The organism is Marivivens aquimaris, from assembly GCF_015220045.1.
Classification (GTDB): domain Bacteria; phylum Pseudomonadota; class Alphaproteobacteria; order Rhodobacterales; family Rhodobacteraceae; genus Marivivens; species Marivivens aquimaris.
In genome coordinates this window covers 18,812-44,194 of sequence record NZ_JADBGB010000005.1, presented here as the reverse complement: position 1 = coordinate 44,194, position 25,383 = coordinate 18,812, and the positions used below count along the sequence as shown (strand labels likewise).

24 protein-coding genes and 2 pseudogenes are annotated in these 25,383 nt (G+C 60.5%); 9 read left to right on the top strand and 17 right to left on the bottom strand.

The features are described from left to right. Window positions 1-93: 93 nt before the first annotated feature. From IF204_RS18910 to IF204_RS18855, 11 genes are all read right to left on the bottom strand, one after another. Window positions 94-369 (bottom strand): hypothetical protein, encoded by a 276-nt coding sequence (locus IF204_RS18910; protein WP_194098627.1) that lies wholly within the window; start codon window positions 367-369, stop codon window positions 94-96. After that, window positions 353-832 (bottom strand): SRPBCC family protein, encoded by a 480-nt coding sequence (locus IF204_RS18905; RefSeq protein ID WP_194098626.1) that lies wholly within the window; start codon window positions 830-832, stop codon window positions 353-355. The genes IF204_RS18910 and IF204_RS18905 overlap by 17 nt, the downstream gene beginning before the upstream one ends. A 251-nt stretch (window positions 833-1,083) precedes the next feature. Beyond that, window positions 1,084-1,488: a single-stranded DNA-binding protein gene (locus IF204_RS18900; RefSeq protein ID WP_194098625.1), complete on the bottom strand. Its 405-nt coding sequence runs from the start codon at window positions 1,486-1,488 to the stop codon at window positions 1,084-1,086. Window positions 1,489-2,213: 725 nt separating this feature from the next. Next, on the bottom strand, window positions 2,214-3,659 hold the full coding sequence (locus IF204_RS18890) for a hypothetical protein (RefSeq protein WP_194098623.1): 1,446 nt from the start codon (window positions 3,657-3,659) through the stop codon (window positions 2,214-2,216). Between the two features lie 239 nt (window positions 3,660-3,898). Then, on the bottom strand, window positions 3,899-4,063 hold the full coding sequence (locus tag IF204_RS18885) for a hypothetical protein (RefSeq protein ID WP_009574204.1): 165 nt from the start codon (window positions 4,061-4,063) through the stop codon (window positions 3,899-3,901). Window positions 4,064-4,450: 387 nt separating this feature from the next. After that, window positions 4,451-4,924, bottom strand: coding sequence for a hypothetical protein (locus IF204_RS18880; RefSeq protein ID WP_194098622.1), 474 nt, complete (start codon window positions 4,922-4,924; stop codon window positions 4,451-4,453). 99 nt (window positions 4,925-5,023) lie between these two features. After that, window positions 5,024-7,192 (bottom strand): ParB/RepB/Spo0J family partition protein, encoded by a 2,169-nt coding sequence (locus tag IF204_RS18875; RefSeq protein WP_194098621.1) that lies wholly within the window; start codon window positions 7,190-7,192, stop codon window positions 5,024-5,026. 180 nt (window positions 7,193-7,372) lie between these two features. Further along, a complete protein-coding gene (repC, locus tag IF204_RS18870) occupies window positions 7,373-8,584 on the bottom strand; it encodes a plasmid replication protein RepC (RefSeq protein WP_194098620.1) in 1,212 nt (403 codons plus the stop codon). Window positions 8,585-8,797: 213 nt separating this feature from the next. Beyond that, window positions 8,798-9,727 carry a plasmid partitioning protein RepB gene (repB, locus tag IF204_RS18865; RefSeq protein ID WP_194098619.1) on the bottom strand — a complete coding sequence of 310 codons (930 nt, stop codon included), beginning with the start codon at window positions 9,725-9,727 and terminating at the stop codon, window positions 8,798-8,800. Then, window positions 9,711-10,904 carry a plasmid partitioning protein RepA gene (gene repA / locus IF204_RS18860; protein ID WP_194098618.1) on the bottom strand — a complete coding sequence of 398 codons (1,194 nt, stop codon included), beginning with the start codon at window positions 10,902-10,904 and terminating at the stop codon, window positions 9,711-9,713. Before repA ends, repB begins: the two co-directional genes overlap by 17 nt. Before the next feature lie 134 nt (window positions 10,905-11,038). Continuing rightward, window positions 11,039-11,920: a recombinase family protein gene (locus tag IF204_RS18855; RefSeq protein ID WP_194098617.1), complete on the bottom strand. Its 882-nt coding sequence runs from the start codon at window positions 11,918-11,920 to the stop codon at window positions 11,039-11,041. Window positions 11,921-12,158: 238 nt separating this feature from the next. Between IF204_RS18855 and IF204_RS18850 the strand changes: the two genes are divergently transcribed. Beyond that, window positions 12,159-13,394, top strand: a complete 1,236-nt coding sequence (locus tag IF204_RS18850; RefSeq protein WP_407658949.1) for a helix-turn-helix domain-containing protein — start codon at window positions 12,159-12,161, stop codon at window positions 13,392-13,394. A gap of 18 nt (window positions 13,395-13,412) precedes the next feature. Here the strand turns inward: IF204_RS18850 and IF204_RS18845 are convergent, their stop codons facing one another. After that, window positions 13,413-13,607: a hypothetical protein gene (locus IF204_RS18845; RefSeq protein ID WP_194098616.1), complete on the bottom strand. Its 195-nt coding sequence runs from the start codon at window positions 13,605-13,607 to the stop codon at window positions 13,413-13,415. 68 nt (window positions 13,608-13,675) lie between these two features. Here IF204_RS18845 and istA point away from each other — a divergent pair, with 68 nt between their 5' ends. Both istA and istB read left to right on the top strand, forming a co-directional pair. Continuing rightward, window positions 13,676-15,175 carry an IS21 family transposase gene (gene istA / locus IF204_RS18840; protein WP_194098615.1) on the top strand — a complete coding sequence of 500 codons (1,500 nt, stop codon included), beginning with the start codon at window positions 13,676-13,678 and terminating at the stop codon, window positions 15,173-15,175. Then, on the top strand, window positions 15,172-15,903 hold the full coding sequence (istB, locus tag IF204_RS18835; protein ID WP_456085619.1) for an IS21-like element helper ATPase IstB: 732 nt from the start codon (window positions 15,172-15,174) through the stop codon (window positions 15,901-15,903). The genes istA and istB overlap by 4 nt, the downstream gene beginning before the upstream one ends. 171 nt (window positions 15,904-16,074) lie before the next feature. Here the strand turns inward: istB and IF204_RS18830 are convergent, their stop codons facing one another. Together IF204_RS18830 and IF204_RS18825 are read right to left on the bottom strand one after the other, a co-directional pair. Next, window positions 16,075-16,605, bottom strand: a complete 531-nt coding sequence (locus IF204_RS18830) for an isochorismatase family protein (protein ID WP_189383086.1) — start codon at window positions 16,603-16,605, stop codon at window positions 16,075-16,077. Next, a complete protein-coding gene (locus IF204_RS18825) occupies window positions 16,602-17,234 on the bottom strand; it encodes a TetR/AcrR family transcriptional regulator (protein WP_189383083.1) in 633 nt (210 codons plus the stop codon). Before IF204_RS18825 ends, IF204_RS18830 begins: the two co-directional genes overlap by 4 nt. Before the next feature lie 99 nt (window positions 17,235-17,333). On the opposite strand from IF204_RS18825, the gene IF204_RS18820 reads away from it, so the two are divergent. After that, complete coding sequence (locus IF204_RS18820) at window positions 17,334-18,875, top strand: 4-hydroxyphenylacetate 3-hydroxylase family protein (protein ID WP_194098614.1); 1,542 nt, start codon at window positions 17,334-17,336, stop codon at window positions 18,873-18,875. A 121-nt stretch (window positions 18,876-18,996) separates the two neighbouring features. Next, window positions 18,997-19,602, top strand: a pseudogene (locus tag IF204_RS18815) (IS5 family transposase); the annotation flags it as partial. Between the two features lie 206 nt (window positions 19,603-19,808). On the opposite strand, the gene IF204_RS18810 reads toward IF204_RS18815, so the two are convergent. After that, complete coding sequence (locus tag IF204_RS18810; RefSeq protein WP_228069677.1) at window positions 19,809-20,453, bottom strand: putative quinol monooxygenase; 645 nt, start codon at window positions 20,451-20,453, stop codon at window positions 19,809-19,811. 231 nt (window positions 20,454-20,684) lie between these two features. Here IF204_RS18810 and IF204_RS18805 point away from each other — a divergent pair, with 231 nt between their 5' ends. After that, complete coding sequence (locus tag IF204_RS18805; RefSeq protein ID WP_228069675.1) at window positions 20,685-21,545, top strand: LysR family transcriptional regulator; 861 nt, start codon at window positions 20,685-20,687, stop codon at window positions 21,543-21,545. A 55-nt stretch (window positions 21,546-21,600) separates the two neighbouring features. On the opposite strand, the pseudogene IF204_RS18800 reads toward IF204_RS18805, so the two are convergent. Beyond that, window positions 21,601-22,095 (bottom strand): annotated as a pseudogene (locus IF204_RS18800) (IS5 family transposase); the annotation flags it as partial. 22 nt (window positions 22,096-22,117) lie between these two features. Then, window positions 22,118-23,734, bottom strand: a complete 1,617-nt coding sequence (locus IF204_RS18795) for an ISL3 family transposase (protein ID WP_434622679.1) — start codon at window positions 23,732-23,734, stop codon at window positions 22,118-22,120. A 144-nt stretch (window positions 23,735-23,878) separates the two neighbouring features. Here IF204_RS18795 and IF204_RS18790 point away from each other — a divergent pair, with 144 nt between their 5' ends. From IF204_RS18790 to IF204_RS18780, 3 genes are read left to right on the top strand one after another with little or no spacing between them, the layout of a single operon-like run. Continuing rightward, the gene (locus tag IF204_RS18790; RefSeq protein WP_228069673.1) at window positions 23,879-24,343 is read left to right on the top strand and encodes a WD40/YVTN/BNR-like repeat-containing protein; all 465 of its coding nucleotides are present in this window, start codon (window positions 23,879-23,881) and stop codon (window positions 24,341-24,343) included. Next, a complete protein-coding gene (locus IF204_RS18785) occupies window positions 24,343-24,837 on the top strand; it encodes a DUF411 domain-containing protein (RefSeq protein WP_009573584.1) in 495 nt (164 codons plus the stop codon). Before IF204_RS18790 ends, IF204_RS18785 begins: the two co-directional genes overlap by 1 nt. Next, complete coding sequence (locus IF204_RS18780; RefSeq protein ID WP_138919430.1) at window positions 24,830-25,351, top strand: c-type cytochrome; 522 nt, start codon at window positions 24,830-24,832, stop codon at window positions 25,349-25,351. The genes IF204_RS18785 and IF204_RS18780 overlap by 8 nt, the downstream gene beginning before the upstream one ends. Window positions 25,352-25,383 lie beyond the last annotated feature (32 nt).

Here is a 25,383-nt window from a genome sequence, read left to right as displayed (position 1 = left end):
TGGGCGGAGAGATGAGTCGGTTGTGCTCCCACTGTTTTTTCGGAATTGCAGCCGGGTTCGAAGATCGCTTTGTGCTAGACTACCGTCATTGTTCTAGGCGATGGGAGCGGCGGCTTCGTGCGCATTGCCGACCATCATCTTCCGAAAATGCTTCGCGATGGACGAATGGCCGGTCTGGTGAAGCTGCACCGCGGCGGTCGGCCAGGGACTGAACGGCAGGTTAGGGCCGTCAGCGCTCCCAGGACTGGCGCGTGAGGGCAAGGGGTCTGCCGCAACGCCGCATGTCGGCTTCGAGCCCTTTTTGCAGTTCACTGCACATAGCGCGAAAAGCCGCAGTCCACCTTGGTTCACTTCACGGCGATTCTGCATCGGACAACTCAGTCTCAGACCGTTTCGCCCGCATGTCCGCAAGCATTTGAACGCGTGGTTCATGTCGCTTGCGATACAGAAACCGTGCCCAGAGCGCGAAGGCCCATGAAATCCAGCCCGCGTCGATTTCAATGACGTCGCGCAGCCGGGATCCTGACTGCTGCGGTTCCACGGTCAGAGTGTGAAGCCACGATTTGACGCCTGCGCCCTTTTCAGAAGACCGCAAAATCATTGCTTCGTCGTCGCATTCCAGGACTTCCATGAAATACGGCTGAGGCGGTAACTTCCCGAACAGCGACACCTGCACGGTAATTCTCTGGCCTTGGTATACGCGACCGCTCGGCAACCCTTCGAAGCTGACAACCCCATCCATGATTTCCCTGAGTGCATCAAGGTCCGTTGCCAGCGCCCAGACCTCCTTCGCCGGTGAGGCGTATTCATGTTCGAGGATGACAGTCTTCACAGTCGCTCCTGTGGTTCAAAAAGCTATCCCTGCTTGATTGACCTAAACCAAACATCTGCGCAACCGCAGCGAAAGCCAGCTTTGTCCGCTGTGCCGACCTTCATCGTCCGAAAATGCTGTGCGATAGACGAATGGCCGGTCTGGCGTAGCCGCGCCGCAGCGGTCGGTCAGCGACCGAATGGCAGCAATGGGCCGAGATCGCCCGAACCCGGCAGGTTGTCCCGCCGGGCCCGAGGGGAGAGACCCCGTTCTCAGAACGGGATCTCGTCGTCGCGGTCGACCAGCTCGGGGTTTTCGGTCTCGGCCGACTTCGGGCGGCTCAGGAAGTCGACCTTCTCGGCGATGATCTCGCAGCCGTAGCGGTCGTTCCCCATGCTGTCGATCCACTTGGTGTAGTGGATGCGGCCGTGGACGAGGACCTTCATGCCCTTTTCGCAATGCTCCGCGACCGTCTTGCCGAGACCATTGAAGCAGGAGATGCGGTGCCACTCGGTGTCCATGACCCGGTAGCCGTTATCGTCGCGCAGGACGCGACCTTCCGAGAGGCGGGGGCGGGAGGTGGCGAGGCTGAAGTTGGTGATCTTGGTGCCGCCTTGGGTAGTGCGGACTTCGGGGGTCTGACCGATGTTGCCGGCGAGGATGACGATGTTCTGCATGGTAAGCTCCTGTGTTTCCTGTCTTCGGGACCGTCCCTTCGACAAGACCCGGAAAAAGCCCGTCGGGTGACGCGTGCACGGTGGACGGAACGGACGCCGGAAACCCCCAGAGGACCGGGGTGGAGCGGGCAGGACGCCAAAGGCGGCCAACACGGCCCGGACCGGCGCGGGGTTGCGCGCGAGAGCCCGAACGGGATTAGGGGATTGTCAGTCGAAGGGATGGCCCAGAAGACAGAGATGCGCGGGGAGCCCATGCCAGACCATGTCCCCTTGCCAATCGGACTGTTTGACCCAAAGCCCAGCACGCCGCTAGCGGCCTAAGTGGCTATCACCAGCTGTCACCCCTGCCCTTGCCTGCCGGGAAATGCAGGGCCCTACCGCGATGGGTTATCGATACCGGGAAATCCAGGACACGGACCGCACCAACGGCTGCTTTCGATCTCGAGGCACCGACGCTTAGCGAGCTGAAGAAAATGCAGAATGACGTCGCCAAGGCGATTGCCACATTCGAGGATCGTCGGAAGGCGGAAACCCGCCCCAAGGTGGAAGCTCTCGCCCACGATCTGGGTTACACTCGGACCGAACTTGTCGGCACCGAGACGAAATCCCCCCGCGCGCCTGCAGCGGCGAAATACCGACGCCCCAAGAACCTGTCGCTTGCCTGGTTCAGCCGGGATTGCAAAGGAACGAGAATGGCGAACGCACCGTCAAAACAGGGCGCACCATTAAGATTTTTTCCAGAATCGGATTGCCGGACCTTCGAAATTCGCGAGCGCTTCAGCGACATTCACGCCGCCTAGGATTTCAGTACTTGATGCCAGAGGATGGAAGCGGGGGGCCGTAGTTGTCCAATTGCCTTCCGCGTCGCAATGGTGATGCGCGGCTCCAGGTACGAGGTGTTCCTCAAGCGGAATGATGGCGCGCGGGTTATGATAGACGTTGAGTCCTTCCACCCAGCTCTCATGGTATCCTTTGACGTTCACGATCGCTTTGAAGAGCAGCGGGTCCCTCGCTTCGGGATCGGGGTCGACGACAGTGCCAGTGCGCGTCATCAATACGTTGCCCGCGTCAAACCCGGCCAGAATCCCCATTCGATTGAATTTTGAGATCGTGCCAGCGGTTGTGGAGATAACGGCGCTGACATGTTGCGAGTCCGGAATGTCAAAGAAGCCGGAGGGCACCACCTTGTCCCCCCAACGGTGCTCAATGATCTTTATGGGCTGTGCTACGGTTCTTCCTTGCTCGTCGCGTCCGGCGTCAAAGGAGTACCCGTAGAGATAACGCTCGAGTGCGGATCGGGTGTGGATCATGGAGCCGGGCGATGAGAAGTCCGCGATTGCAAACACCAGCGGTACTCCAGCGATCTGCTCCTTTTCCCAGTATTTTTTCCTTAGCTTGCTGAACAATGGGCTGCCGAACTTTATCGGCATATAGTCCTGCAGATACGCTTCCATCTGTTCCTCGGTCTCAACGGGCGGTGGCGGAACTATTTCAACGCCTCGCCGGGTTGGCCCAACCGTCACCGCTTCGACGGCGATGGACCCAAACAAGCTTGTGCCGATGAAGTCGGGCACAGCATGCGTCGCATCCAGAGAAAACCCGAGTTCGATGAGCGTCGCGAAAAGATAAAGTTCCCAAATCCGCTGGTCAAAAGCGGTGGACTGGAACTGCTCCACGAAGTTTCCATCTAGATCCTCGTGCCACCGCATCATGGGTTCGATTATGCCCCGGGCAGGAAAGAAACCAATTTCGGATGCGACCTGCTGGAAATCCGGGTGCAAGACTTCTGGTGCGTGAATAGGAGTGAAGAAATCGACTGGCTCCCCCTTTTCATCGCCTTGGTGATGAAACTCTTCCGGCTCATCGAGCAAATTGGTCATCAGTTTTCTCAATGCCCCGTGCGCCAGTTCCGGGCTCTCGAGGAAATCGGTCATGGAGGTCCACCGGAAGCGCAATTTCGCGTCCCGGCCAAAGGCCATTCCGGCAAAGTCACCGTCTGTTCGGTCCCTGATGAGCAGGCCGAGAATGCTTCCATCCTCTGACTCGTAGTAAGCCAGTTCCTCACCAGTCAGCGCTGCTCTCGGGTGCCGGGCATAGCCAGCGATTGCATTGAAACGGAGTTCGGAAATTTCCTTCAAATCAAGTCCTTTAACACTGCTGTCGATGTTCATGCACGGTGTCAGATTGAACGAGTGTTGCAAAGGTCGGCTTTGGTAGGGCCAACTAATAGTCTTTGAGGGCTTCGCCGCAACTGCGCATGTCCGCTCCCCGCCCAACCCGTGCGCACCACGATCTGCTCAGGGCCGCAGATCGGCTTTCCTTAGGCCGGCAACGCAGTTGTCTTTGTCGGTGATATGCCCAGGGGCACACCTACGGCACGCTCGGGCCCTCGGAAAGTGAGGCCGTAGCCTCACCCGAAGGGATCGTATTCCGAGACGATCACGACCTCGTCTCCGTCGATTTCATCTGCGGGGACGGCGCCATAGGTTCCATCACCGGCCTGGAAGACGACGATCGAGACCATGAGCGTGGCGGCAAGGGAAGCGGCGAAGGCGTGAGCATCTTTGCGGGACATCTGTTTGGCTCCTGTCTTGGAGGCGGAGGACCATCCCCCGCGCGACAGGACCCCGCAGGCCCGAAGACTGGCTGACATCACCGGGTGCGTTCGGCTCGTCCGAATCCACCCGGCGGCACGGGTTCGCCCGTAGTCCGACCCCTCGCGGGTTGATCTCGAAGACAGAATTCGGGGCAAGGAAGGGAATGGCGAGCGGGGGATGGTGCGACCGCTGACTGGAGCCTAGTGTCCCGCTGATGCTATCGCGGCCAGCCTCCCGGGCAGGCTCTTGGGTAAGATCTCTCTCCTTGATGGATTGGATCCTATGGTGCCCCGCGATCTCGCGGGACAGGGTCGTGATGGGTGAGAGGCCCGCGCTTTGGCGGGCCCCTTGGGTTCTACGTAGGCTCAGGCGGCAAGCTCCGCGCCCCCTGCCCTAGCAGCGCCTTCTTCGCCGACAATCTCCAGCCGCGCATTGCGATAGCCTTCTCTGGCGATCCAGAGCTCGGCAGCCGCGACAGACTCGGCCAGGTGGAGCAGCTCCGTGCAGCCGCCAAAATCCAGCAGGACGCGCACCTGTCCGGGCCTCGGTTCCTCTGCTACCTCGAAGGTCAACGCACTGTCAGCCGAATGCGTTCGCATGATGGTGACGAGAATGACCCCGTCCGAGGAGAAGTTCCCCTCGTGCAGCGTGAACGACGCCGGCGCCGTCCAGGTTGGATAGGGCCGCGGCGGCTCCTTCTTGACGAGACGGCCGAGGCCGTTCGAGCGTTCCCAGGCCGCGAGCTTCTTCGTGAACCGCGCAGGAGGTTTCGGACTGTTGTCGGTGTAGCGAATGAGCGCGCCCAGGGGCGCGGTATCGAGAATGGTGGTTGCAGACATGATTCCTCATCCTGAATGCACAAAATTGCATTCATCACATTGATATTGTTGATTTTTAATTGATTGAGGGTGGGTTTCCCCGCCCTCGGATGGCGCGGATCACTCCGCAGCCATCATCGATGCATCGTCAACCGGCAGGTCAGCGGTGAGGAAGGCGGGAAGGTCGACATCCTCGGTCTGGCCGGCGTCGGAAACGGGCGCAGACGCCCCCCGCCCTTCCGCCTCGTCGAGTGCTGCCAGATCGTGACGGCGAAGAACCTCCGGCAACCAGCCGCTGCCTTTCAGCAGACGCTCGGCTTCGGTCGCCATCTCACCCTTCTTCAAATGTTCGAGGAGTTGCGCCGTCCCCTCCCCTTTCGCCTCGCGCACGGCCTCGAGTATCCGTGCCTTGGGCACGCGGTTCAGGTAGGTATCGGCCGTCGGCTCCCAACCCGCCTCGACCATGTCGAGTTCGACCGCCTGTGCGACCAAGTCGGACTGGGTCATCCGCTTGGTCAAGCCGCTGGCGGAGATACCGGCACCATAGGGGTTCACCTTCTCATGGAGCGCGTTGATCCCGAAGCTGAGGCAATGCGCGAGCAGCGAAAGCCGGCTCCCTTGATCGAGGGAAGCCAGGTAATCCCAGAGAGCGGCACCGTCGCCGAGCGGCAGGTCGGCCTCCCACTCCGCATGACGATCGTCAACCAGCTTGGCTACCACGCTGTCCTTCAGATCGCTCGCCTGCGCCGACATATAGACGTGACGCACCGAGGCCTCGAGGCAGCTGCCGGCCGAACTGGACGTCCGGAACGTGTCATTGACGAGCTTCAGGAGCAGCAGTGTCAACGCGACGTCAGGTGAGCGCCCGACAGCTTCCCGCAGTGCCAATGTCCGGTGCGCCGTCAACTCCATGATCAGCCGCTCAGGCAAGGGCTTCAACGCACCATCGTCCTCGTCGTCGGGCATGTTCGCGCCAAGCGCTTGACCGGCAGAGGTGATCACCGTGCCATGGCCGATACCATCCACTTTGCTTCCCGTTGAAAGTTCAACGCCCTGCCCGTCTGCCGCCTGTTCACCGCTGTGGACGTCGGCATCTTGCCGAGGTTCATCCTCGGGCCGGACAAAGCCCCGATAAACGGCAAGCTCGCCATAGCGGTCAAGCGTCACGAAAGCCCCTGCCCGCGCGACCTCCTCCGCGTCGAAGATCAGCGGCCGGGCCTCGAGTTTCTCCATCGCCACTTCCAACGCGCCAAGTCGCGCATCGACCTCTTCGGGGAATTCATCTTGACCGGCGTATTCCTCTTCGAGCACCCGATACTCGGCAAGCAGTTTGGCGTGCGCCACGCCTTCGTCGTCCGTCATCGGCGCCGGGTCGCCGGACAACCGGCGCAGGCCGTGGGTATAGCCATAGGGCAGGTCAAGCGAGACCTCGACCCACTTCCAGCCCTCGATTGCTATGGCTTCGGCTTCAGCCTGAAGTTTCTCGCTGACCAGACGATCGAGCAGGGCCGGGTCTTCCAGCCAGCCACCATCATCGCCCTGAAACAGGTCATGCAACATGGTGCCGCCAGCAGCCTCATAGGCCCCGACACCGATAAAAGCCGCACGACGGTCAGAGGCGCGCACCGAGGTTTCCGTCAGGAATCGCCGGATCTGGTAGGGCTCCTTGTTCCAGGACGACTTGATCGCCCCCCAGACCTGAACCTGACGCTCGTGATCCGGATTGACCGTGAAGGCCATCAGCTGCTCCAGCGTCATCTCGTCCTCGGCGTAGAGCTCGAGCAGGGCAGGGGCCACGGCGGCGAGTTTCAGGCGCTGTTTCACCACCTGCGGCGTGACGAAGAAAGCGGCCGCGATCTCTTCATCGCCTTGACCCTTCTCCCGAAGCGCCACGAAGGCACGGAACTGATCGAGCGGATGCAGGGCAGCGCGCTGCATGTTCTCAGCGAGCGAGTCGTCTTCGGCGAGGATCGCGGAATCGGCATCCCGCACGATGCAAGGGATGGGCGTCGTCTTGGCCAGGCGTTTCTGCTTCACCAGCAGAGACAGGGCCTGGAAGCGCCGACCGCCAGCGGGGATTTCGAACTTACCGGTCTCGGACCCATCATCCGCCAGAACGGGGCGGACGCTTAGGCTCTGCAGCAATCCGCGGCGGGCGATGTCTTCGGCCAGTTCCTCGACCGAGATGCCGGCCTTGATGCGCCGGACGTTGGATTGGCTCAGCACGAGCTTATCGAAGGGGATATCCCGGGACGGGGACAGGGTAACTTTCTGGGCAGATTTTGCCATCAGATCTTCTCCACGACGGGCGCCGGAAGCCACTCTTCCGATCTCACTTCCCGTCACCCCTCCAACCAACAAACCTTTCCCTCTCCTGTTTTGACACTCCCGAGACAGGACCTTAACAGCTGTTAAGTCGTCAGTCCCGAGGTGGCGGAACAGTACGCAGTCTCTCAACCTTAACAGCTGTTAAGCTGCAGATCGTCGTCCCATCAATGCCATGACCATCGGCCCACAGGAAAACTCACCGGCCACAGCTTTGGCAGTCAGAGCTCGCAAGTATCCACCAGGCGATCTGATGTCCTCAAAGCGTTCCAGCATGGCAGAAACGACGATCGACGCTTGCTCCGGACCCATGAACCGCTGCGCTTCTTCCCATGCAGATGCACTGATCCCCATGGCTGGTCGCACATGGCATGCCGCATCGAAAAGCTGGTGCCAATGCCGGATTTCGCCTTGGTAGAAGGTCTTGAGCGAGGGACATGCCGCGATCACTAGGTGCAGCGGGATCTTTGGTAGGTGTCTTGTGTCCTGTTCATCGACGTCAGCCACGGACTCATCCCTGTCCACATCTGGCACGCCGGCCGCCCCCCCGCTTTTTTCTAAAGCAGGTTCAAGATCTATAAATTCTTTATTTGAATTATGATGGTGACGCTCAGATCGAGCATCATTGGTGTTCATTTCTTCTGTTTCAGAGCCATCAATGATGTTGCGTGCCTGATCGAGGAGAGCTTCAAGATCGGCTCGATAGGCCGCGAGGTCCTCAATTGAAAGCTTGCGGCGAAGCGCGCGCGCTGTGAGGATAGCCTTGTCACGAAGCTGGTCCCAGATGCCTAGGCCTGGCTGCATCTCGTCTCCGAGCTCCGCGAGGGCCGCGAGATCACGCCGCATGAGGCTTACAACCTCTCTCAGACGCCTGACGCGCTCCTCAGCCTCACGTACGGCCTCTGCGGCCCGTGCTATCTCCTCGGACTGGCAGTAGAGCGGGGAAAGATCGAAGCCAAAGGCGACGCGCTCTTCGCCGTGCTTGCGGACATAGCGCTTTCCATTGGGGCTATCACGCCGCTGGAGCAAACCAGCCTCGACAAGACGCGCGAGGTGACGACGCATAGTGGAGCAGGGCATACCATTCAGGCGCTCACAGATCGCCTTGTTCGAGGGGAAGACTACCATCTCGGCGTTCCCGCCAAGTGCATCGTCTGGAAAGAAGCTGAGGAGCCCCTGCAAAACAGTTAGATCACGTTCTGACACGCCAAAGGCCGCTTGCGCCTTGGAGAGCTCGCGCAGGAGTTCCCACTTGTTGACGGGTCTGCCCGGAACAGATGCCTCGGGTCGCTCGATCACGCGCAGATGGGCGTGCGAGATCGGCCGCATAAACGGCGAAATCGGTGTGTACTCCATGAAAACGTTCACGAAGGCAAAATTTCTGCGGCCCGCGAATCGCTTTGCGCTTGCGGGGTAGGGGCCGGAACGCTACATTCAGAAGTGCGAAAACTGAGATTTTGTAGCGGGCTGATCCCGGTGCGAAACCTTACAAAGGTCTCGTGAAGCTAGCTTCTCGGGGCCTTTTTCTTTTTGCCTGTATCGTGCCTCCTTCTTGTTGGTTGCTCTTCCTCAGTCTCCTGAACGCTTCCAGCGCTCATGAAGCTCGGTAATCAGCTTTGGGGCATTGCCCTCCAACCAGCTGATAAAATCAGGTTCATCCGTAGTCAGATCGAGTTTAAGCTGCTTTCCTTGGCGGCCGGTCTTAACCGTCGCAGCTCCGACACCGGGGATCGCCAAAGCAGGCACGCCCTTTCTAAACGGGTTTGCTTTCTTCTCTGGGCTCTTCGCAGCTGCCAGAACTGCGAGAAACGCACGCTCAGAAACCTCATCGACCGAGCCGGAACTTTCGGACTTGGCTGCATGAGCTACGGCTTGCAGTTGGTCTCGATCACCGTCGTAGACACCCAAAGCCTTTTTGAGCTCTTCCCATCTCGGGCGACCAATCCCGGGAGCCGCACCAATTGCCTGGATGAGATCCTCGCCGACCGTCCGAACGACACTCAAGAGTTGTGAAACCCCAGCTTCGTGGAGGTTAAGGACTTCGGCGACACCTCGATTGGTACGCTCAGCCCCTTCCAAATGGTCACCGTCCAGAAGCGCCGTCGCAACAAGCGCACGTTCAATAAAGCTCAGATCACGACGCTCTTGGTTCTCGAGTAGCTGATCTCGAAGCGCTTGATCACCATCAACTTCCGTGACGATGGCTCGAACTTTGATCCCGAGCTCGCGACATGCTTCCAGGCGTCTGCGGCCATAGATCAGGTTGTAGCGATCGCCTTCCAGTGGGCGGACCAAGACAGGCACACGCTGACCGTTCTTGGAGATTGAATTCTTCAGGCCCTCAACTTCAATCTGAAGCCTGTCATCCAATCGTCCTTCGGTAATAATCTGCGCCGGATCGATTTCAAATACACCGCCACGCAGTCGGCGCCCTTCAAGAGCGTCAGGAGCGTTGCGAAGGGTCTGCAGCGGCAGGCCAAGTTTAGGCTTTCTTGCCATTCCGCCCCCATGTGTTCTGGATGATTTCAGCGATCTCATCGTTCACTGCGTTCATGGATTCGATCGCACGATCAAACGTCTGACGCGTGAAGTCCTTCTTGTCAGCTTCGTAGAGCGTTTGCTTGGTCAAGCCGGCATCAGAAATTGCGGTCGATTCAACCATGTGATTGGTCAGGACCGACCTCCCGAACAGTCCGCGAATGAAAGCGATGACTTCGGTTTGTGGCGCGTCGCCGACTTTGTATCGCGTTGGCAAAAAGCGCAGCCAATCGAAGCGCAGATTTGCGCCTGCATCCCTGATCACTCCCAGGAGATCCGCGGTCATTCGCAGAAATTGGGACATCGACATGAGGTCGAGCATCTGCGGGTGAACCGTCACGAGGACACCCGAGGACGCGGAAAGTGCTGACATCGTCAAGAAACCAAGCTGCGGCGGGCAGTCGATCACAACAACGTCGTAGTTCGCTTCAACACTATCGAGTGCGTCATGAACTCTCGCGAAGAACGCTTTCGCTCCGCCTCGCTGGATAGCAGCAGGCGTCTCGTGCTCGAACTCCATGAGTTCAAGGTTGCCCGGGATAAGATCAAGGCCGCGGATGTAGGTCTTGCGGATCACTTCGGCGATCGGAACCGGATCGTCATAGCGAACGGCATCATAGAGGGTTCCGCCCTCCATAAGGTCGAGTTCTGGCTGGATTCCGTGAAGAGCCGAAAGAGATGCTTGGGGGTCGAGATCGATCGCAAGAACCCTGTACCCATTGAGCGCCAAGCGCTGAGCGAGGTGAGCAGACGTCGTCGTTTTGCCAGACCCGCCCTTGAAGTTCACCACTGAAATAACTTGAAGCTCGTCACCGTCGCGACGCCCAGGCACGTAAGTTCCAGACTTTTTTGCGTTTCCTTCAAGCGTCTGCCGGATTTCCCAGATATCGTCGAGAGTATAGCGACGATGACTTCCAGCCGTCGTCTCGACGTCAACGATCTTTCCTTCTCGATGAAGCTTCCTAAGATAGGTATGGTCGACGCCAAGGAGCTCAGCAGCTTCGCCGCTGGTCAAAGTGCGCATCACCTTCTTTGCATCCGGAGGGAAGTGTGCGGCGCGCTGAGCATGCAGGTTCGACGCGAGAAGTTCCGCGTAGTGCCCGATGGCGATGTCTAGATCCTGCTCTGCTTCGCTCATGTCTGCCCCGATCCGTGGGCGCGTTTTTTATGTGACCGCGCGTTATTTTTCGAGACTATTGCCCGACCAACCAGATTCGTGCAAGCACTTTCTAGATTTAGTGGCAATCGGTTAGGCCAACACAAGTGTGATCCTCAGAGGAGCCCCAGCTTTTCAGCACGCTCCAGCAGCATTCTGACCGAGGAAGGCTGCCAGCTGGTGCGACCGCGAGGGGTGCGCTCACGCATGGATTCCAGTCGGTCGCAGATTGCCTGCAAGGTGATCTCGGGGTCAGCACCTTTGATTGCGGCGACAATCGCAGGCAGGCGATCGTCGGTTTCGCGACGTCCAGCGCGTCCAAGCACTTCAGCGGGCAGGAATCCGTCCGCCACGTATGCCTTCACGGCGCGGAGCAGGCGGCTTTGCGTCCAGCGCCGATCATGGGGCAGGGGGCCATTGATGATCCGCAGGACGTCTTCCCAAGCCATATCGGGGCGCAAACGGCGCACATGGGGCACCCAATCCTGCGCTGTCTCGTTCAAGCGCTCCATGTAGCCGTCCTGTCGCGCCAGCCGCACCTTGCGCAGCGCTTCAGGGTCCCTGGCGCGAAGACCTGGGTTGCCGCCGACGCGGCCCTTTGAGCGTGCCGAGGCAAGTCCGGCTTTGGTACGCTCGCGGATCAGGGCGCGTTCGAACTCAGCCGCAGCGCCCAGAACCTGCAACGTGAACTTGCCCTGGGGCGAGGCAGTGTCGATCGGGTCCTGGAGCGAGCGGAAGAACGCCCCCTTGCCCTCCAGTCTTTCGATCACCTCAAGTAGGTGCGACAAAGACCGCGCAAGCCGGTCGATCCGCACGACGACCAGCGTGTCGCCCTTGCCAATCCGCTCCAGCACACGTGCAAGCACGGGCCGCGCGCGATTGCCGCCCGAGGCGTACTCTTCAAAGATCTCGGCGCATCCAGCAGACTGCAGTGCCTCAGACTGGGGCAGGGGGGTCTGATCCTCGGTGGAGACGCGCGCATAGCCAATCAGGGGCATGAAACTGGGCCGTTTGCAATTTAATATATCGTTAATAAACGACCGTTTGTAAACGCGCGCAAGAGGTGTCTCCCTCGTCGCGCTTAGTTCGGGAAGCCTTTAATCTCTGGGCTGAAGCCCACGAGAGGTGCTCCATAGCTATGAAGAAGACAGGATCCTCGGCCGCCTCTATAGTAGAAGGAAACGCAGGCTACCAAAGTCCATCGCCAAGCGCGCATAATTGCCGTATAATGCGCGCATGAACCACTTTCGCCAAACATACATGGACGACGACGGGGTGCCTTTTGAGGACATGGAGGCGTCCGAGGACAGGGATGACGCTGACCTCTGGTTCCTGCCAGGGCCGATGGAGGACGAACCGGATTACCTGCCTCCCGAACCTGCACCTGAGCCGAAGGAATCCGATGTCGTCGATGCCTGGCGCGCGGCCGAGGCCGGGCAGGCGGCGCAGCTCGCCCGTGTTGCTGCGCGCCTGGGGATCCTCGATGAACGCCTGCGCCGCGGCCCGGCTGGCTGGCGGCAACGGCTCGCCCTGATCGAAGCCGCGGATCTCAGCTGGTTGACGCAGGACCGGATTGGACTCGACCGGCTGTCACTCTACATGGCGCTGCGGGTTTCGACAGTAACGGATGATGCGCAGGCGCTGTACCGGATCGGCTGGACCATGCGGCGGCTGATCGGCGGACCCGCGCCGTTGGCGCGTCGGTCAGGTGTGGGCGACCTCGAGACCTTCCTTGATCGGCGCGCCCGTCCGGGGCAGGGGGAGCGTCTCGACGAGGCTAAGGCTCCCTCGCGCATGGTCGAGATGGCAGAGCGGGAAGCCTTCGATGACCGGGCCGCCGGATGGCTCGCGATGATGGATCAGGCCGAAGACCTCCACCCCGTAGCGCGGGCCTGCATGGGTTTTCATCTCTGGCACGTCGCGGAGCTTTCACCGGTCGATGACCCGCTGGAGGCCGCAGTGACGGCTGCGCGTGTCGCGATCGCCGATCTCGCGCCGTCGGGGAGCGCGCCCGGCGCGATCTTCGCCCCCATCGCCATGGGCGGGGGAGGGGGCTTCCGCGCGATCGGGGACCCGCCCGCCCGGTTAGCGCGCTGGCTGAACGCGATGGAGAGCGCGACATTCGCAGCCCTGCGCCGGCTCGAGGAGATCGAGGCTTGGGCGGCTGCCGCAGAGCGCGCGATGGCTCCCCTCTCGGGCAAGACGCCACCGATGCTGCGGAACCTCTTCGCAAGCTGGCCGCTGGTCTCAGTACAGATGGCCGAGAAACTGACAGGCACGCATCGGGCAACGGTTCAGCGCAACATCGACTGGATGGACGAGCAGGGCCTCATTCGGGAGGTTACGGGGCAGGGACGATACCGAATGTGGCGGATCGTCGAGCCGCGCTCAACAGAGGCAAATTCGATGCCCGAAAGGCATGATGAGCTGCTGGCTGAAGATTTCTTCGATGTGCTGGCCGCGCTCCAGTGATCCCCGGATATTTTTCCTTCAGGCTTCCGCGTCCCGCAGCTCTCGCAGAGCAGCCAGATAGCGGTTCATGCGGCGCATGTCCTTTTCGGTCAGTGCCGACAGTCGCGAAGCGTTCTGGTTGTCGAGGATGTCGGCCGTTTTGACCCGGCGCGCGATCTTGTTTGTTGATCGGCGCGCAATAAGGACCCCGCTACCGGGGTGATCGGCGTCCAAAAGGGACCCCTCCATCGGGGCGTGGGTCCATAGTCCACCCGAGGAACATTCGGGGGACGCTTTTCGGGATGTTGGTTGTGGAGACGATAGCGAAGATCAGGCGCATGCATTTCGGTCAGGGCATGGGGATCAAGACGATCTGCCGTGAGCTGAACCTGTCGAAGAAGGTTGTGAGGAAGGTGGTTCGGTCCGGCGCGACCGAGTTCAGCTACAAGCGCACGGTTCAACCGCGGCCGAAGCTGGGCGCATGGCTGGCCGAACTGGATCGGCTTCTGGCGGCCAATGCCGCCCGGGCCAGCCGAGAACGACTGACGGTGATGCAGCTTTACGAGGAGCTTCGGGGGCTCGGGTATGAGGGCGGCTATGACGCCGTTCGACGCTATGCCGCGACCTGGAAGCAGGCGCAAGGATCGGGCACGGCGGCCGCCTTCGTGCCGCTGACCTTCGCGCCGGGAGAGGCATACCAGTTCGACTGGAGCCACGAGGTGGTGCTGATCGACGGCGTCACCATGACGGTGAAGGTAGCCCACGTCCGGCTCTGCCACAGCCGGATGTTCTTCGTCCGGGCCTATCCGCGCGAGACGCAGGAGATGGTGTTCGACGCCCATGACCGGGCCTTCGCCTTCTTCAAAGGCACCTGCACGCGTGGGATTTACGACAACATGAAGACGGCGGTGGATGCGATCTTCGTGGGGAAGAACCGGGCCTACAACCGCCGCTTCCTTCAGATGTGTGGCCATTGTCTCGTGGACCCGGTCGCCTGCACCCCGGCTTCGGGCTGGGAGAAGGGACAGGTCGAGAGCCAGGTCGGCACCGTCCGCCAGCGTTTCTTCTCGCCGCGCCTGCGGGTGAAGAGCTTCGAGGAGCTGAACGCCCTGCTCATCGATAAGTGCATCGCTTGGGCCAAGGCCAACCCGCATCCCGAGATGACGGATCGGACCGTGTGGGAAGTGTTCGAAGCGGAGCGCCCGCAGCTCGTGCCCTATGCCGGGCGCTTCGACGGCTTCCATTCCGTGCCAGCCGCCGTGTCAAAGACCTGCCTCGTGCGGTTCGACAACAACAAATACTCGGTGATGGCCAGCGCGGTGGGTCGTCCGGTCGAGATCCGGGCCTATGCCGAACACATCGAGATCCGGCAGGACGGTCGCCTCGTCGGTGATCACCCCCGCTGTTTTGGCCGGGGTCGGACCATCTACGATCCTTGGCACTATGTGCCGGTCCTGGTGCGCAAGCCCGGGGCGCTGCGCAACGGTGCGCCCTTCAAGGACTGGGTGTTGCCCGGCGCCCTGGAGAAGGTGCGCCGCAAGCTGAAGGGCGTTGATGACGGCGATCGCCAGATGGTCGATATCCTCGCCGCTGTTCTGACCGAAGGCCTTCCTGCGGTGGAGGCCGCTTGTGCAGAGGCCATCGCACAGGGTGTCCATTCCGCCGATGTCATCCTCAACATCCTGGCACGCCGCCGCGACCCGACACCGCCGCCATTGCTTCTGACATCGCCCGCGCTGCGCCTTGCCCATGAACCGGTCGCGGATTGCTCGCGATATGACCTGCTGCGGAGGGCCGGATGATGGAACGCGCCGAGATCCTTGCCGCGATGGCCGACCTCAAGCTCTTCGGCATGCGGGCAGCCTATGACGAATTGATGGCGACGGCCATCCGGCGACAGCACGAACCCCAGAAGGTGGTCGGCGACCTCCTGGCCGCCGAGATCAATGAGAAGAAAGCGCGCTCGGTCAAATACCAGATCACCGTCGCCAAGCTGCCCTTCGCCCGCGAGATCGAGGAGTTCACCTTCGACAGCACGCCGATCAACGAGACATTGGTTCGCGATCTGGCGCGGGGGGAGTTCCTGAACCAGCAGCGCAACGTCGTGCTGGTCGGCGGGACGGGCACGGGCAAGACCCACATCTCCGTCGGCATCGCGCGGGCCGTCATCCGCAACGGGGCACGTGGCCGCTTCTTCAACGTCGTCGACCTGGTCAACAAGCTGGAGGCTGAAGCCCGTGCCGGTCGCGCCGGCCGCTTGGCCGAACACTTGATGCGCCTCGACTTCGTCGTCCTAGACGAACTGGGCTATCTCCCCTTTGCCCAGTCCGGCGGACAGCTCCTGTTCCACCTGATCAGCAAGCTATACGAACAGACCTCGGTCATCGTCACCACCAACCTTGCCTTCGGGGAATGGCCGACAGTGTTCGGTGACGCCAAGATGACGACCGCGCTGCTCGACCGCCTCACCCATCACTGCGACATCGTCGAAACCGGCAACGAAAGCTGGCGCCTCAAAACCCGCGTCTGAGCCAGACTGAAACGCTGGCCCGAGACGGCTGCGCAAGCTGGAAAGCTACGCCGCCTCGGGCCAGCTCCCGTCACGCCAGAGGGGGCCCTTTTGGACGCCGATCAGGGGGCCCGATTGGATGCCGATTGACAATCTTGTTACCCTTACTGAGGTAGAGCGTTGAGGGTCTGCCTACCTCACGAGATCGAGAACGGGCTTGAAGTGCTCGTGCCGGGACGATTGAAGCCATTCGAACAGAACCATCTCGGTTGTCACGAGATCCGCTCCATGCCTTGCCATCCGGTTCAGCGCAGCGTCCCGGTTGCCAGATGTCCGCGAACCAATCGCGTCGCTGGTAACGGCCACATCCCGGCCTTGCGCCAACAGACCGAGGACGGTCTGCATCACGCAGACATGTGCTTCGCACCCCACCACGATCACTTTCGCTGCATCAGGAAGCAGTTCCATAAAGCCCGGCTCTTCGCAGGCATCGAACGTATCCTTGAAGACCGTTCTAGCGTGACCAGTTGCCAATTCGGGAACGGTGGAGCCCAAGCCATTTGGATTCTGTTCGGTCACCAGCGTCGGCACGTCCAACAACCGAGATGCCATGAGGAGTTTCGTGGCATTGCCCACCACCTCCTTCTCGTTGGCAATTGCGGGCATGAGGCGGGACTGAATATCGATCACCAGCAGGACTGAAGACGGCAGCTGTATCTTCACGTCGAAACCCTTCTCCCAATCTCACGAAGTTTGCTCTCGGCGAAAACGGTCATGAGAGCTTCTGGTGCTGCGTTGAACATCTTGATCCGGCCGGTGTGCAGAAGCAGTAGCAAGCCGGCCGCATGAGCAAAAACATCGACCATCAGGAGATCGGCATCCCGCTGCGGGACACCGAGGTCTGACGCAGCATCGGCTATTGGCCGGAGAGCGTTTTCCAGCGCCTTGTTGAGTTCGGTATCGGTTTCCCTACTCAGACCGGCAGGCTTCATGCCGCCACGGAAAAGGTAGAAACCCAGATCGAGCTCTTGGGCATTTTGGGCGTAGTAGTGATAGAACGCCATGGCCGCAGCGCGGAACCTGTTCGCGGGATCGTCTAGCCCCGCGAGCTTCCCAACGACTTCGGTCTGCAGGGCTGTCAGCGACAACCGCAGCAGCTCCGCGTAGATGGCTTCTTTCGATGAGAAATGGAAATAGAGCGCGGCTGGCGTGTATCCCGCCTTCGCCGCGATGGCGCGTAGGCTTGCCCCTTCCAGCCCTTCGGACGCGAAGACCTCTCGTGCCGCATCGAGGATGAGCTGTCGCTTGCTCTCCGCAAGAGATTGTTTTCTTTTTGTTTTCTGATTTGACACGGGCACCTCAAGGAATCTCCTTGACGAACGTTCTAACAGTGTTCGATAACTTGAACAAGAATCTAACGGTGTTCAAATTCTACTATAAGGGAAAAGAGCATGCTGATGACCGCATCGGACTATCGGGACTCTCTGAGGTCTTACTCGCCACGCGTTTTTATCAACGGAAACCGGGTCGAAAGCGTTGCCGATGAACCGCTCCTTGCACCCGGGATCAACGGGGTGGGAGTAACCTATGACTTTGCTCACCTTCGCGAGCACAAGGATCTGATGACGGCCGAGCAGTCGACCAGCGGTCGGACCGTGAACCGGATGCTGCATATCAACACGTCGTCGGATGATCTGTTGAAGAAGCTCGAAGCCGTCCGACTGGTCTGCAAGGTCTCCGGGTGCGCGCAACGCTACCTCAGCCATGATGCCCTAAACGGGATCTATCAGGCGACCTATCGAACCGACGCCAACCACGGGACCGATTATTCGCAACGCTTCCTCGCCTATTTGCATGACGTGCAGGACCGCGATCTCACGCTGGGCATCGCCATGACCGACGCAAAAGGCGACAGATCGAAACGGCCCGGTCAACAGGCGAACCCCGACGTCTATGTTCACATCAAGGAACGGCGGCCGGACGGGATCGTGATCTCGGGCACCAAGGCGATCGTTACAGGCGCCCCTTACATGCACGAGTTTCTCGTGATGCCGTGCCGCACCCACACGAAAGAGGATGCTGACTTTGCCGTCTGCTGCGCAGTGCCCTGCGACGCGCCCGGCGTGACGATCGTGGCGCGTCCGGCGGGACGGCCCGGCGAAGCCGCGGCGAAGTTCTCCGCCAAATACGGGCAGTCCACCGGGGTCGTGATCTTCGAGGATGTGTTCGTTCCGCATGAGCGTGTCTTTCTTGCCGGGGAATATGAGGAAGGCGGATTCATGACTACCTCCTATGCGAACCATCACCGGCATTCCTGTATCGGGGCGCGGGCCGGTTTTGGCGATCTTCTGATCGGGGCCGGTGCCCTCATGATTGACGCCAATGGCCTGGATGCCGACCGGCACGGACATATCCGCGAGGCGATGGTCGATCTGATCACAATCACGGAAGGCTTCTATGCCTGCGGCGTCGCGGCCTCGGTCTATTTCGAGCAGGATCCCGTCGGCTCTGTGATGCCGGACGCCGTCTTCTCAAACATCGGCAAATTGCTTCTGGCGACGAAGATCTACGATATGCACAAGGTGGCGCACTACGTTTCCGGCGGGCTGATCGTTGCGCTGCCCGGGCCGGATGAGGACCACAACCCTGAAACGAAAGCTTCCTTGTCCGCGGTCCTGGGAGGACGCGCCGACATCCCGATGGAGCGCCGGATGGAAGTTTCGCGGATGATCGAGGACCTGACCGTTTCGAACCAGGGCGGATGGTACTCGGTGATCTCCCTGCACGGAGGTGGATCGCCCGAGGCGATGAAGCGCGAAATCTGGCGGAACTACCCGGTTGCCGAGCGAAAGGAGCTGGTGAATGACCTGTTGGATCGGGGCGTTCTGGCGGAAGGCCGCAAAGTCTCGCGTCAGCCCGGGCGCTGCTGTGCGACCGGGTGCCAGGCACCAGCGAAGGTCACAGGGGGTGCCGAGGCGGTACTGCCGAGGTAGATAGCGCTGATTTTTGGAACAGTCATTCTGTGAAAAATGCCTGCTTTTCGACGAAGTTGGCTGTCCAAAGGAAGGGGAACGGGTGGCTTTCCATCCAGGTCAGCATTTCATTGAGCTGAGCCGTCGCGCGGCAGGCCCCCTCAACCTGTTGGTCGACAGCACAGGGATCAAGTTCTTAGACGATGGGGAATGGCTGGCGCGCAAGCATGGCACCCACCGCCGACGCCAGTATCGCAAGGTCCATCTGGCAATGGATACCGCCACCGGGGACATCTGCGCGGTGGAGTTCACCTCCAGCGACAAGGGTGACAGTCCCGTTCTGCCGGATCTCCTGGACCAGATCCCGCCCAATGAGACGATCGGCACCGTGACCGGAGACGGCGCGTTCGACATGCGCCGCTGCCACACCGCGATCCTGGAGCGCGGCGGCACCGCGATCATCCCCATCCGCAAGAATGGGCGGCGATGGCGGGAGGATTGCCCCGCTGCCAAAGCCCGCAACGAGATCCGTCGCGCGACCCAACGTCTCGGCCGAACCATCTGGAAGCGCTGGACCGGCTATCATGCCCGAAGTCGGGTCGAGGCGAAGATGCGATGCTTGAAGGCTTTTGGCGAGAGGATCGCATCACGTGACCCGGACCGCCAAACCGCCGAAATCCACATCCGAATTGCCCTCATGAACCGCTTTAACGCGCTCGGCACCGCCGAGATCGAACGCGTTGCCTGAACCAAAAGGGAAAAGGGGCTGCTCGCTCCGCCGCTGACTTCTGCAACAACGCCGTGTAAGTTCTGGCAGGGGGTTTGTGTCCGATGTGCGGACAAAGCGCCAATTCGCTGCAGTTACTCGAACGACCGCTTCACGGTGAATCTAAATTCGTTCGGGAAAGCGCCTGATGCGTTGCACCAGGCGCCTCTTGTTCCTGTCACATCGCGTTACTTGATGGCGAGGATGTCGAAGTTGTGGACGTTAGCGACCACACCGTCGTCCCACCCGCCAGCGACCAACTCCGCTGCCCGTTCGTTCAGCAGCCCGGCGACTTGACCGGCAAAGTGTGCTTCACGGCCAGCATTGTTGGCGAAGATGTCGAAGATTGCGAAGGATGTTTCGTCAATCTGCAGCGCCGCCCAGAACAATGTGCCGGGTTCGGTTTCTCCGACGATGGGACCAGCTGCGGTCAGCAAGGCTGCCAGTTCCGGCCCTTTGCCGGGTGCTGCTTCGAGCGTGATGTACGTGGCTGTCGTGGCCGAGTAGAGATCAACCGGTTCCTTCACCGACAAGACATCGGAATTGTTGATATTCGCGACAACACCATCGTCCCAGCCCCCGGCGACCAGCGCGTCGGCATTTTGGTTCAAAGCCGCGGCCACAGCGCCGGAGAAATGCGCATTGCGCGCTTTTTCATCCACGAAGATATCAAAGATCGCGAGCGTATCGTCGTCTTGTAAGGCAAACCAAAGCACGGTGCCTGGTTCGGTGTCCGCGACAATCGGGGCGGCTCCGGCCAGAAATTTGGCGAATGCTTCGGTCTGGCCTTCAGCAGCGGGCATGGCGATGTAGCTGGCAGTGTGATTTTCCATTGGGGTTTCCTGTGCGGCTGCAGATGTCGTGATCAAGGCCAAAGCGGCAAGTGTCTTGAGAATTTGGGCTTTCATGGTCGCCTCCTGATCGACAGGTCGTCGTGGTTGGTTTCGATGCACCCTTTTCCCATGCCGAATGCCTCGGGCACCAATCCCGAACTTCTATTCTTTGATAGACATGTGCTATGGTGAACCTCATGACGGAAAGTGACGGAGACTGTGGCAGTGGAGATGAACCAGATCAGGTATTTTTTGGCTGTCTGCCAGCATCGCAACTTCACCCATGCCGCCAGCGCCTCAAATGTTTCCCAACCGTCCCTGACGACCGCGATCAAGAAGCTTGAACACGAGCTCGGGGGTGATCTGTTTGTCAGGGACCGCGCGGGATGCAGGTTGACGGCACTCGGAAAACTCATGCAGCCAAGGCTACAGAAAGCGCATGACGAAACGCAGGCAGCCAAGGCAGAAGCCGTCCGCCACACGCGACTAGAGCGGGTTCCTGTTTCTGTCGGTGTTGGCGAAACGATCGGTCACAACCGGATTTCAGCCGCCGTGGAACGCTTCCGTACACGATTGCCGCAAGCCGAAATAGAGTTGATCGTGGCGTCGGCCTCCAAGCTTCTGGCCGGATTGCGAGAGGGTGAATTTGACGTCGTAGTCACAGCGGCGACGGTCAGTGAAGACCTCTATCGAATAGACCAGCTCTATGACGAGTCCTACAAGGTTGTGGTGTCCAAGTCGCACCCGTTGTCTGAACGAGACGCTGTTTCTCTTTCGACACTCGCTGAAACTGACATGCTCGATCGACTCAATTGCGAAATGCGGGATGCGCTGCATGGGGCATGTGCAGACCAAGGTCTCGAACTCTACGCGGCCTATCGGTCAAATCGCGTGGATTGGTTAGTCGAACTCGCGCGGCAGGGATTAGGCGCGGTGATTTTGCCAACCACGGCAATTCCGGCAGACAGTGGCCTCGTTTCGATACCCATCGACGGCCCTGAAATTTCGCGAACTGTATCTGCTCTTCGTTATCGGCACCAAACGACGAGACCAGAGACAAATGATCTGATCCGTGAGATTGCGCGTGTGTAGGGGCGCTGTTGCACAAATCAGATGATGACCGCAGTTCCCCTTTCTCCGGACACACTTATCCCAGTGCCAGGGTGACCGGGATGCCGAGGGCAGTGAAGCGGTTCATTACCGCCGCACGGATCTGAACTTCGGCAACCTGGCGGTCGAAGTCGCGGGACATCAGCTTCTGTCCGAGTAGCTTTACGCAGTTCGTTTTCGTTTCCACTCTGCTACGTCGGTGGTAGCCGCTCCAGTTCCGCCACAGCGCCCGGCCAAGATGCTTTGACGTCCGCAGTATCTCGTTGCGCGCTCGGGCTCCTGCCGTGTCCGGCTTCCAGGGTCTCGCGTTGCGGCGGGGCGGAATGATTGCTGCCGCACCGCGGTCAGCGATGGCGTCGTGGCAGGCGCGCGTGTCGTAGGCACCGTCTGCTGTAACGGTGGCAATCTCCTGATCCGGGGGCAGCTGGGCAAGCAGGTCCGGCAGCATCGGCGCGTCGCCGACATTGCTGGAGGTGACCTCGACTGCCCGGATCTCCAGCGTTTCCTCATCGATCCCGAGGTGGATGTCGCGTGGCCCTTAATTCGGCTCTGCCTCAATCTGTGTGGCGGAGGGGCAGCATTCTTGCCCTCAACAGTTCTGGCCCGGCTCGGCCGTACATGGCGCGTTTGAGGGTCTTCAGACGATTAATCTGACCTTCTGCTTGGCCGTTGCTCCAGGGCATCTCGATAGCGTTTTTTACCGCATCGAAATCCCGGTTCAATGTGCGTGCGAAGCGCACGATGGGCGCCAGGTCGGTTTCGATCGCGTCGTCGATCCATGCAGGGAGCGGGTCTGCCTCGCGGCCACGCAGGATACCGTTGAACCGCATGACGAGGCAGCGCATCGTTGCGAAGGCGGGAGAGCCAGCCTTGAGCGCGTCGACTTTCCGCGCCTGATCCGGGGTGAGTTTTCCGCGGGGTTTGATACACAGCGCTGCCGCGATGACCGGGGAGATCGCGTGCCCCGTTTCCGGGTCCCGGACCGGTTCCAGGATCTGGTGCTCCAAGGCAGGGCCCTTCGCTTGCTTTTCGGCTCTGCGCCACCCCGCCAGCAGCCGCTGCAAATGCGTCGGGCTCCCCTCGTAGCCACGCTCTCGGATCAGACGGAACAGGGCGCTTCCAGTTCGAATTCCGCCCTTCCAGCTTTGGCTCAGGAACTCTTCAAAGTACCACGGCGAAGTCGGCTTCAAAGCTGCCCGCCTGCGGTCCGGCGGCGTCTCGAACTGCAGCCATTTCGCGATGCTGCGACGAGGGAACCCTGTTCGCCGCCCAATCTCGCTGCAGGTAAGCCCCTGATTTCGAAGCGCATGGATGGTGGTGAAAATCTCTTCCCGAGACGTCCTGTGCGCAAGGCGGGACTTCAGAAGGCTTCCCTCTGCGGTGATATTGTCGGCGTCGGACAGCAGCGCCCTGCCGGTCGCACGGCCGTGAAGGTTCATCTGCTCCTCGATAGCCTGCCGCAGGTTCTGCACGATATGAAACCGGTCGGCGACCTGTTCCGCTTGCGGCGCGCCTTGCCGGGCAGCCTGGGCGTAGAGACCGCAGCGATCTCTGCTGATCACTTCCACCTCGGGATGTCGTTTCAGCCAGTCGGTGCAGGTGACCACATCACGATCTTCGAGAACATCGATGACCGCGCGACGCTCCAGATCGACAATGATCGTGCCGTAGGTCTGCGACTTCCGCCAGCTCCAGTCGTCGATCCCGATGACGGTCGGCGGCTCGGCAGTGTCTTGAGCACGGTTCTTCAGCTGCCTAAGCACCGTGTCATCACTGACCCCAAGGCCCAAGCGATGCAAGAGCCGCTCGGCAGGCCGCCCGCCGGTCGCGTGCCCAAGATGGCTGACAATTTCCCCGACACGCGAAGTGCGCCGCGCAAAAGGACGCGCAATCGAGCCGATCTGGTCCGAGAAAGTCCGGCGCGGGCAGGCGGGTGCCAAACATCGCCAACGGCAAACCCAGAGGGTTACCGTAACCCCGTCACCATGGGCGGGATAATCCTGCAGCCGCCTACGCCGCCAGCCGTGACGACGTCGCGATTGCAATCCACAGTCTGGGCAGATGCCGTTTGGTGTCAGACTGCCGGATACAGTCCACCCGCCGGAATCGCGCCGCTCAACGCTTTGAACGGAAACATCGCTCCCGGGCGACCAGTGCTTCCTTGAAATCATCACTATCCCTCCTGAATCTTCCCGTCCTCAGGATAGTGCGCCACACAGATTGAGGCAGAGCCAAATTAAGGGCTACGCGACACCTCGCTTCGCGGCGACGGGTTGTGGAAGAGCGAAGACGCCGGTGCAACCTGGTCGCTCGCCATGGACCGCCCCTGGCTCGACGACGCAGAGCGCGATCCTCTTGCTCTGGCTTCGGTCGAGCTTGAAACCGGCATGGGCGGGATCTGGATCTATGCGGGCACCGAAGTTGGCCTAACGCGGGTGCCCGATTGCTTTTGTCGCTGGCAGGACGTGCAGCCAGGCAACGCGATGGACGCATTGGTTGCGGGTGAAGCCCCACCGTCCGAAGCGCCATTGCCTGGAGGTGAACCGATCCTGTCGCTGGCCAGTGCCCCCTCGGCGCCGGAAGTGATGTACGCCGCGCTGCCCTCGGGCCTCTGGGCATCGCAGGACGGCGGAGTCATCTGGCAAAAGCGGGCCAGCAAAGCTGCGACCGCTGTTGCGGTTCATCCAAGAGACGAGACCTACATCGCTGCCCTGTTGGGCGGCATCTTGAAAATCAGCCGTGACGGCGGCGCAACTTGGATCGAAACAGGAGAACAATGATGGAGAAAATGATGCAGAGAAGAAACGCGCTTGGCCTGATTGGCAGCGGCATTGTCGGAATGGTGGGCCTGTCCACATCGGCCTGGGCGCAAGCGACAGGCGATATGGCGTCCGATTTGGCGGGCAACGAAAGGCAGATCACCATCTGGCGCGATCCGGGCTGCGGCTGCTGTGATGCCTATGGGGATTATCTCGAAGAACACGGCTTTACCGTTACGCGTGTGGATGACCGCGACTTCGACAAACGCTCGGTCGAAGTCGGTGTGCCCGCCCAGGGCATCGGCTGCCACCTGGCCGAGATCGACGGCTACTATGTCAGCGGTCTCGTCCCCGTCGACATCATCGATCGGCTGCTGGAAACCCGTCCGGCGATAACGGGTATCACCTTGCCGGGAATGCCCGCGAACGCGCCGGGCATGGCTGCGGTCAAGTCAGGCACGCTAAGGACCTATGCCTTTGGCCCAGACGGAATTTCAATTTATGCCGATGAATAAAGGGCCGAAAGATCGATCGGCGAAGTGTACGGTCAGGCGGTCAGTGCACCTCGCTGCCCTAGTGTCCGCGCTCGCGACCACCGGCGTTGTGGTGCTGGCCCAATCGGAACCGGTTGACCCGCGTGTCGAGGGACTGACGTTTTTGGGAGAGCCCGTGCTCGCATCCCAGGTCATGGCAGGGCAACAGCTTTATGCGGACAACTGCGCCAGTTGCCATGGTGCCAGCCTCGAGGGTCAGCCCGATTGGCGTCGTCGTCTTGACACAGGAAGAATGCCGGCCCCGCCGCATGATGACTCAGGCCACACTTGGCACCATTCAGACCGCATGCTTTTTCAGATCACTAAAGGCGGGGTCGGGGCCGTCGTGCCGGGATACGAGAGCGACATGCCGGCCTTCGGAGAGGATCTGACAGACGCAGAGATCGCGGCTATCCTCGTCTACATCAAGAGCACCTGGCCTGAGCGACAACGTGAGTTCCAAGCCGAAGTTTCGGCCAATGACACGGGCGGGTGAAGATCGACAGGGTGTCAGGATAGTATCTTTCG

Bases quoted from the DNA above. Each gene is read 5' to 3' on its own strand.
- IF204_RS18900 (WP_194098625.1), bottom strand. From the start codon at position 1,488: ATGCAGAACATCGTCATCCTCGCCGGCAACATCGGTCAGACCCCCGAA.
- IF204_RS18910 (WP_194098627.1), bottom strand. From the start codon at position 369: ATGCAGAATCGCCGTGAAGTGAACCAAGGTGGACTGCGGCTTTTCGCG.
- IF204_RS18790 (WP_228069673.1), top strand. From the start codon at position 23,879: ATGGACCGCCCCTGGCTCGACGACGCAGAGCGCGATCCTCTTGCTCTG.
- IF204_RS18780 (WP_138919430.1), top strand. From the start codon at position 24,830: ATGAATAAAGGGCCGAAAGATCGATCGGCGAAGTGTACGGTCAGGCGG.
- IF204_RS18885 (WP_009574204.1), bottom strand. From the start codon at position 4,063: ATGTCCCGCAAAGATGCTCACGCCTTCGCCGCTTCCCTTGCCGCCACG.
- IF204_RS18805 (WP_228069675.1), top strand. From the start codon at position 20,685: ATGAACCAGATCAGGTATTTTTTGGCTGTCTGCCAGCATCGCAACTTC.
- istB (WP_456085619.1), top strand. From the start codon at position 15,172: ATGATGGAACGCGCCGAGATCCTTGCCGCGATGGCCGACCTCAAGCTC.
- IF204_RS18795 (WP_434622679.1), bottom strand. From the start codon at position 23,734: ATGATTTCAAGGAAGCACTGGTCGCCCGGGAGCGATGTTTCCGTTCAA.
- repB (WP_194098619.1), bottom strand. From the start codon at position 9,727: ATGGCAAGAAAGCCTAAACTTGGCCTGCCGCTGCAGACCCTTCGCAAC.
- IF204_RS18850 (WP_407658949.1), top strand. From the start codon at position 12,159: ATGAACCACTTTCGCCAAACATACATGGACGACGACGGGGTGCCTTTT.
- IF204_RS18880 (WP_194098622.1), bottom strand. From the start codon at position 4,924: ATGTCTGCAACCACCATTCTCGATACCGCGCCCCTGGGCGCGCTCATT.
- IF204_RS18875 (WP_194098621.1), bottom strand. From the start codon at position 7,192: ATGGCAAAATCTGCCCAGAAAGTTACCCTGTCCCCGTCCCGGGATATC.
- IF204_RS18890 (WP_194098623.1), bottom strand. From the start codon at position 3,659: ATGAACATCGACAGCAGTGTTAAAGGACTTGATTTGAAGGAAATTTCC.
- repA (WP_194098618.1), bottom strand. From the start codon at position 10,904: ATGAGCGAAGCAGAGCAGGATCTAGACATCGCCATCGGGCACTACGCG.
- IF204_RS18820 (WP_194098614.1), top strand. From the start codon at position 17,334: ATGCTGATGACCGCATCGGACTATCGGGACTCTCTGAGGTCTTACTCG.
- IF204_RS18810 (WP_228069677.1), bottom strand. From the start codon at position 20,453: ATGGAAAATCACACTGCCAGCTACATCGCCATGCCCGCTGCTGAAGGC.
- IF204_RS18855 (WP_194098617.1), bottom strand. From the start codon at position 11,920: ATGCCCCTGATTGGCTATGCGCGCGTCTCCACCGAGGATCAGACCCCC.
- istA (WP_194098615.1), top strand. From the start codon at position 13,676: ATGTTGGTTGTGGAGACGATAGCGAAGATCAGGCGCATGCATTTCGGT.
- repC (WP_194098620.1), bottom strand. From the start codon at position 8,584: ATGGAGTACACACCGATTTCGCCGTTTATGCGGCCGATCTCGCACGCC.
- IF204_RS18785 (WP_009573584.1), top strand. From the start codon at position 24,343: ATGGAGAAAATGATGCAGAGAAGAAACGCGCTTGGCCTGATTGGCAGC.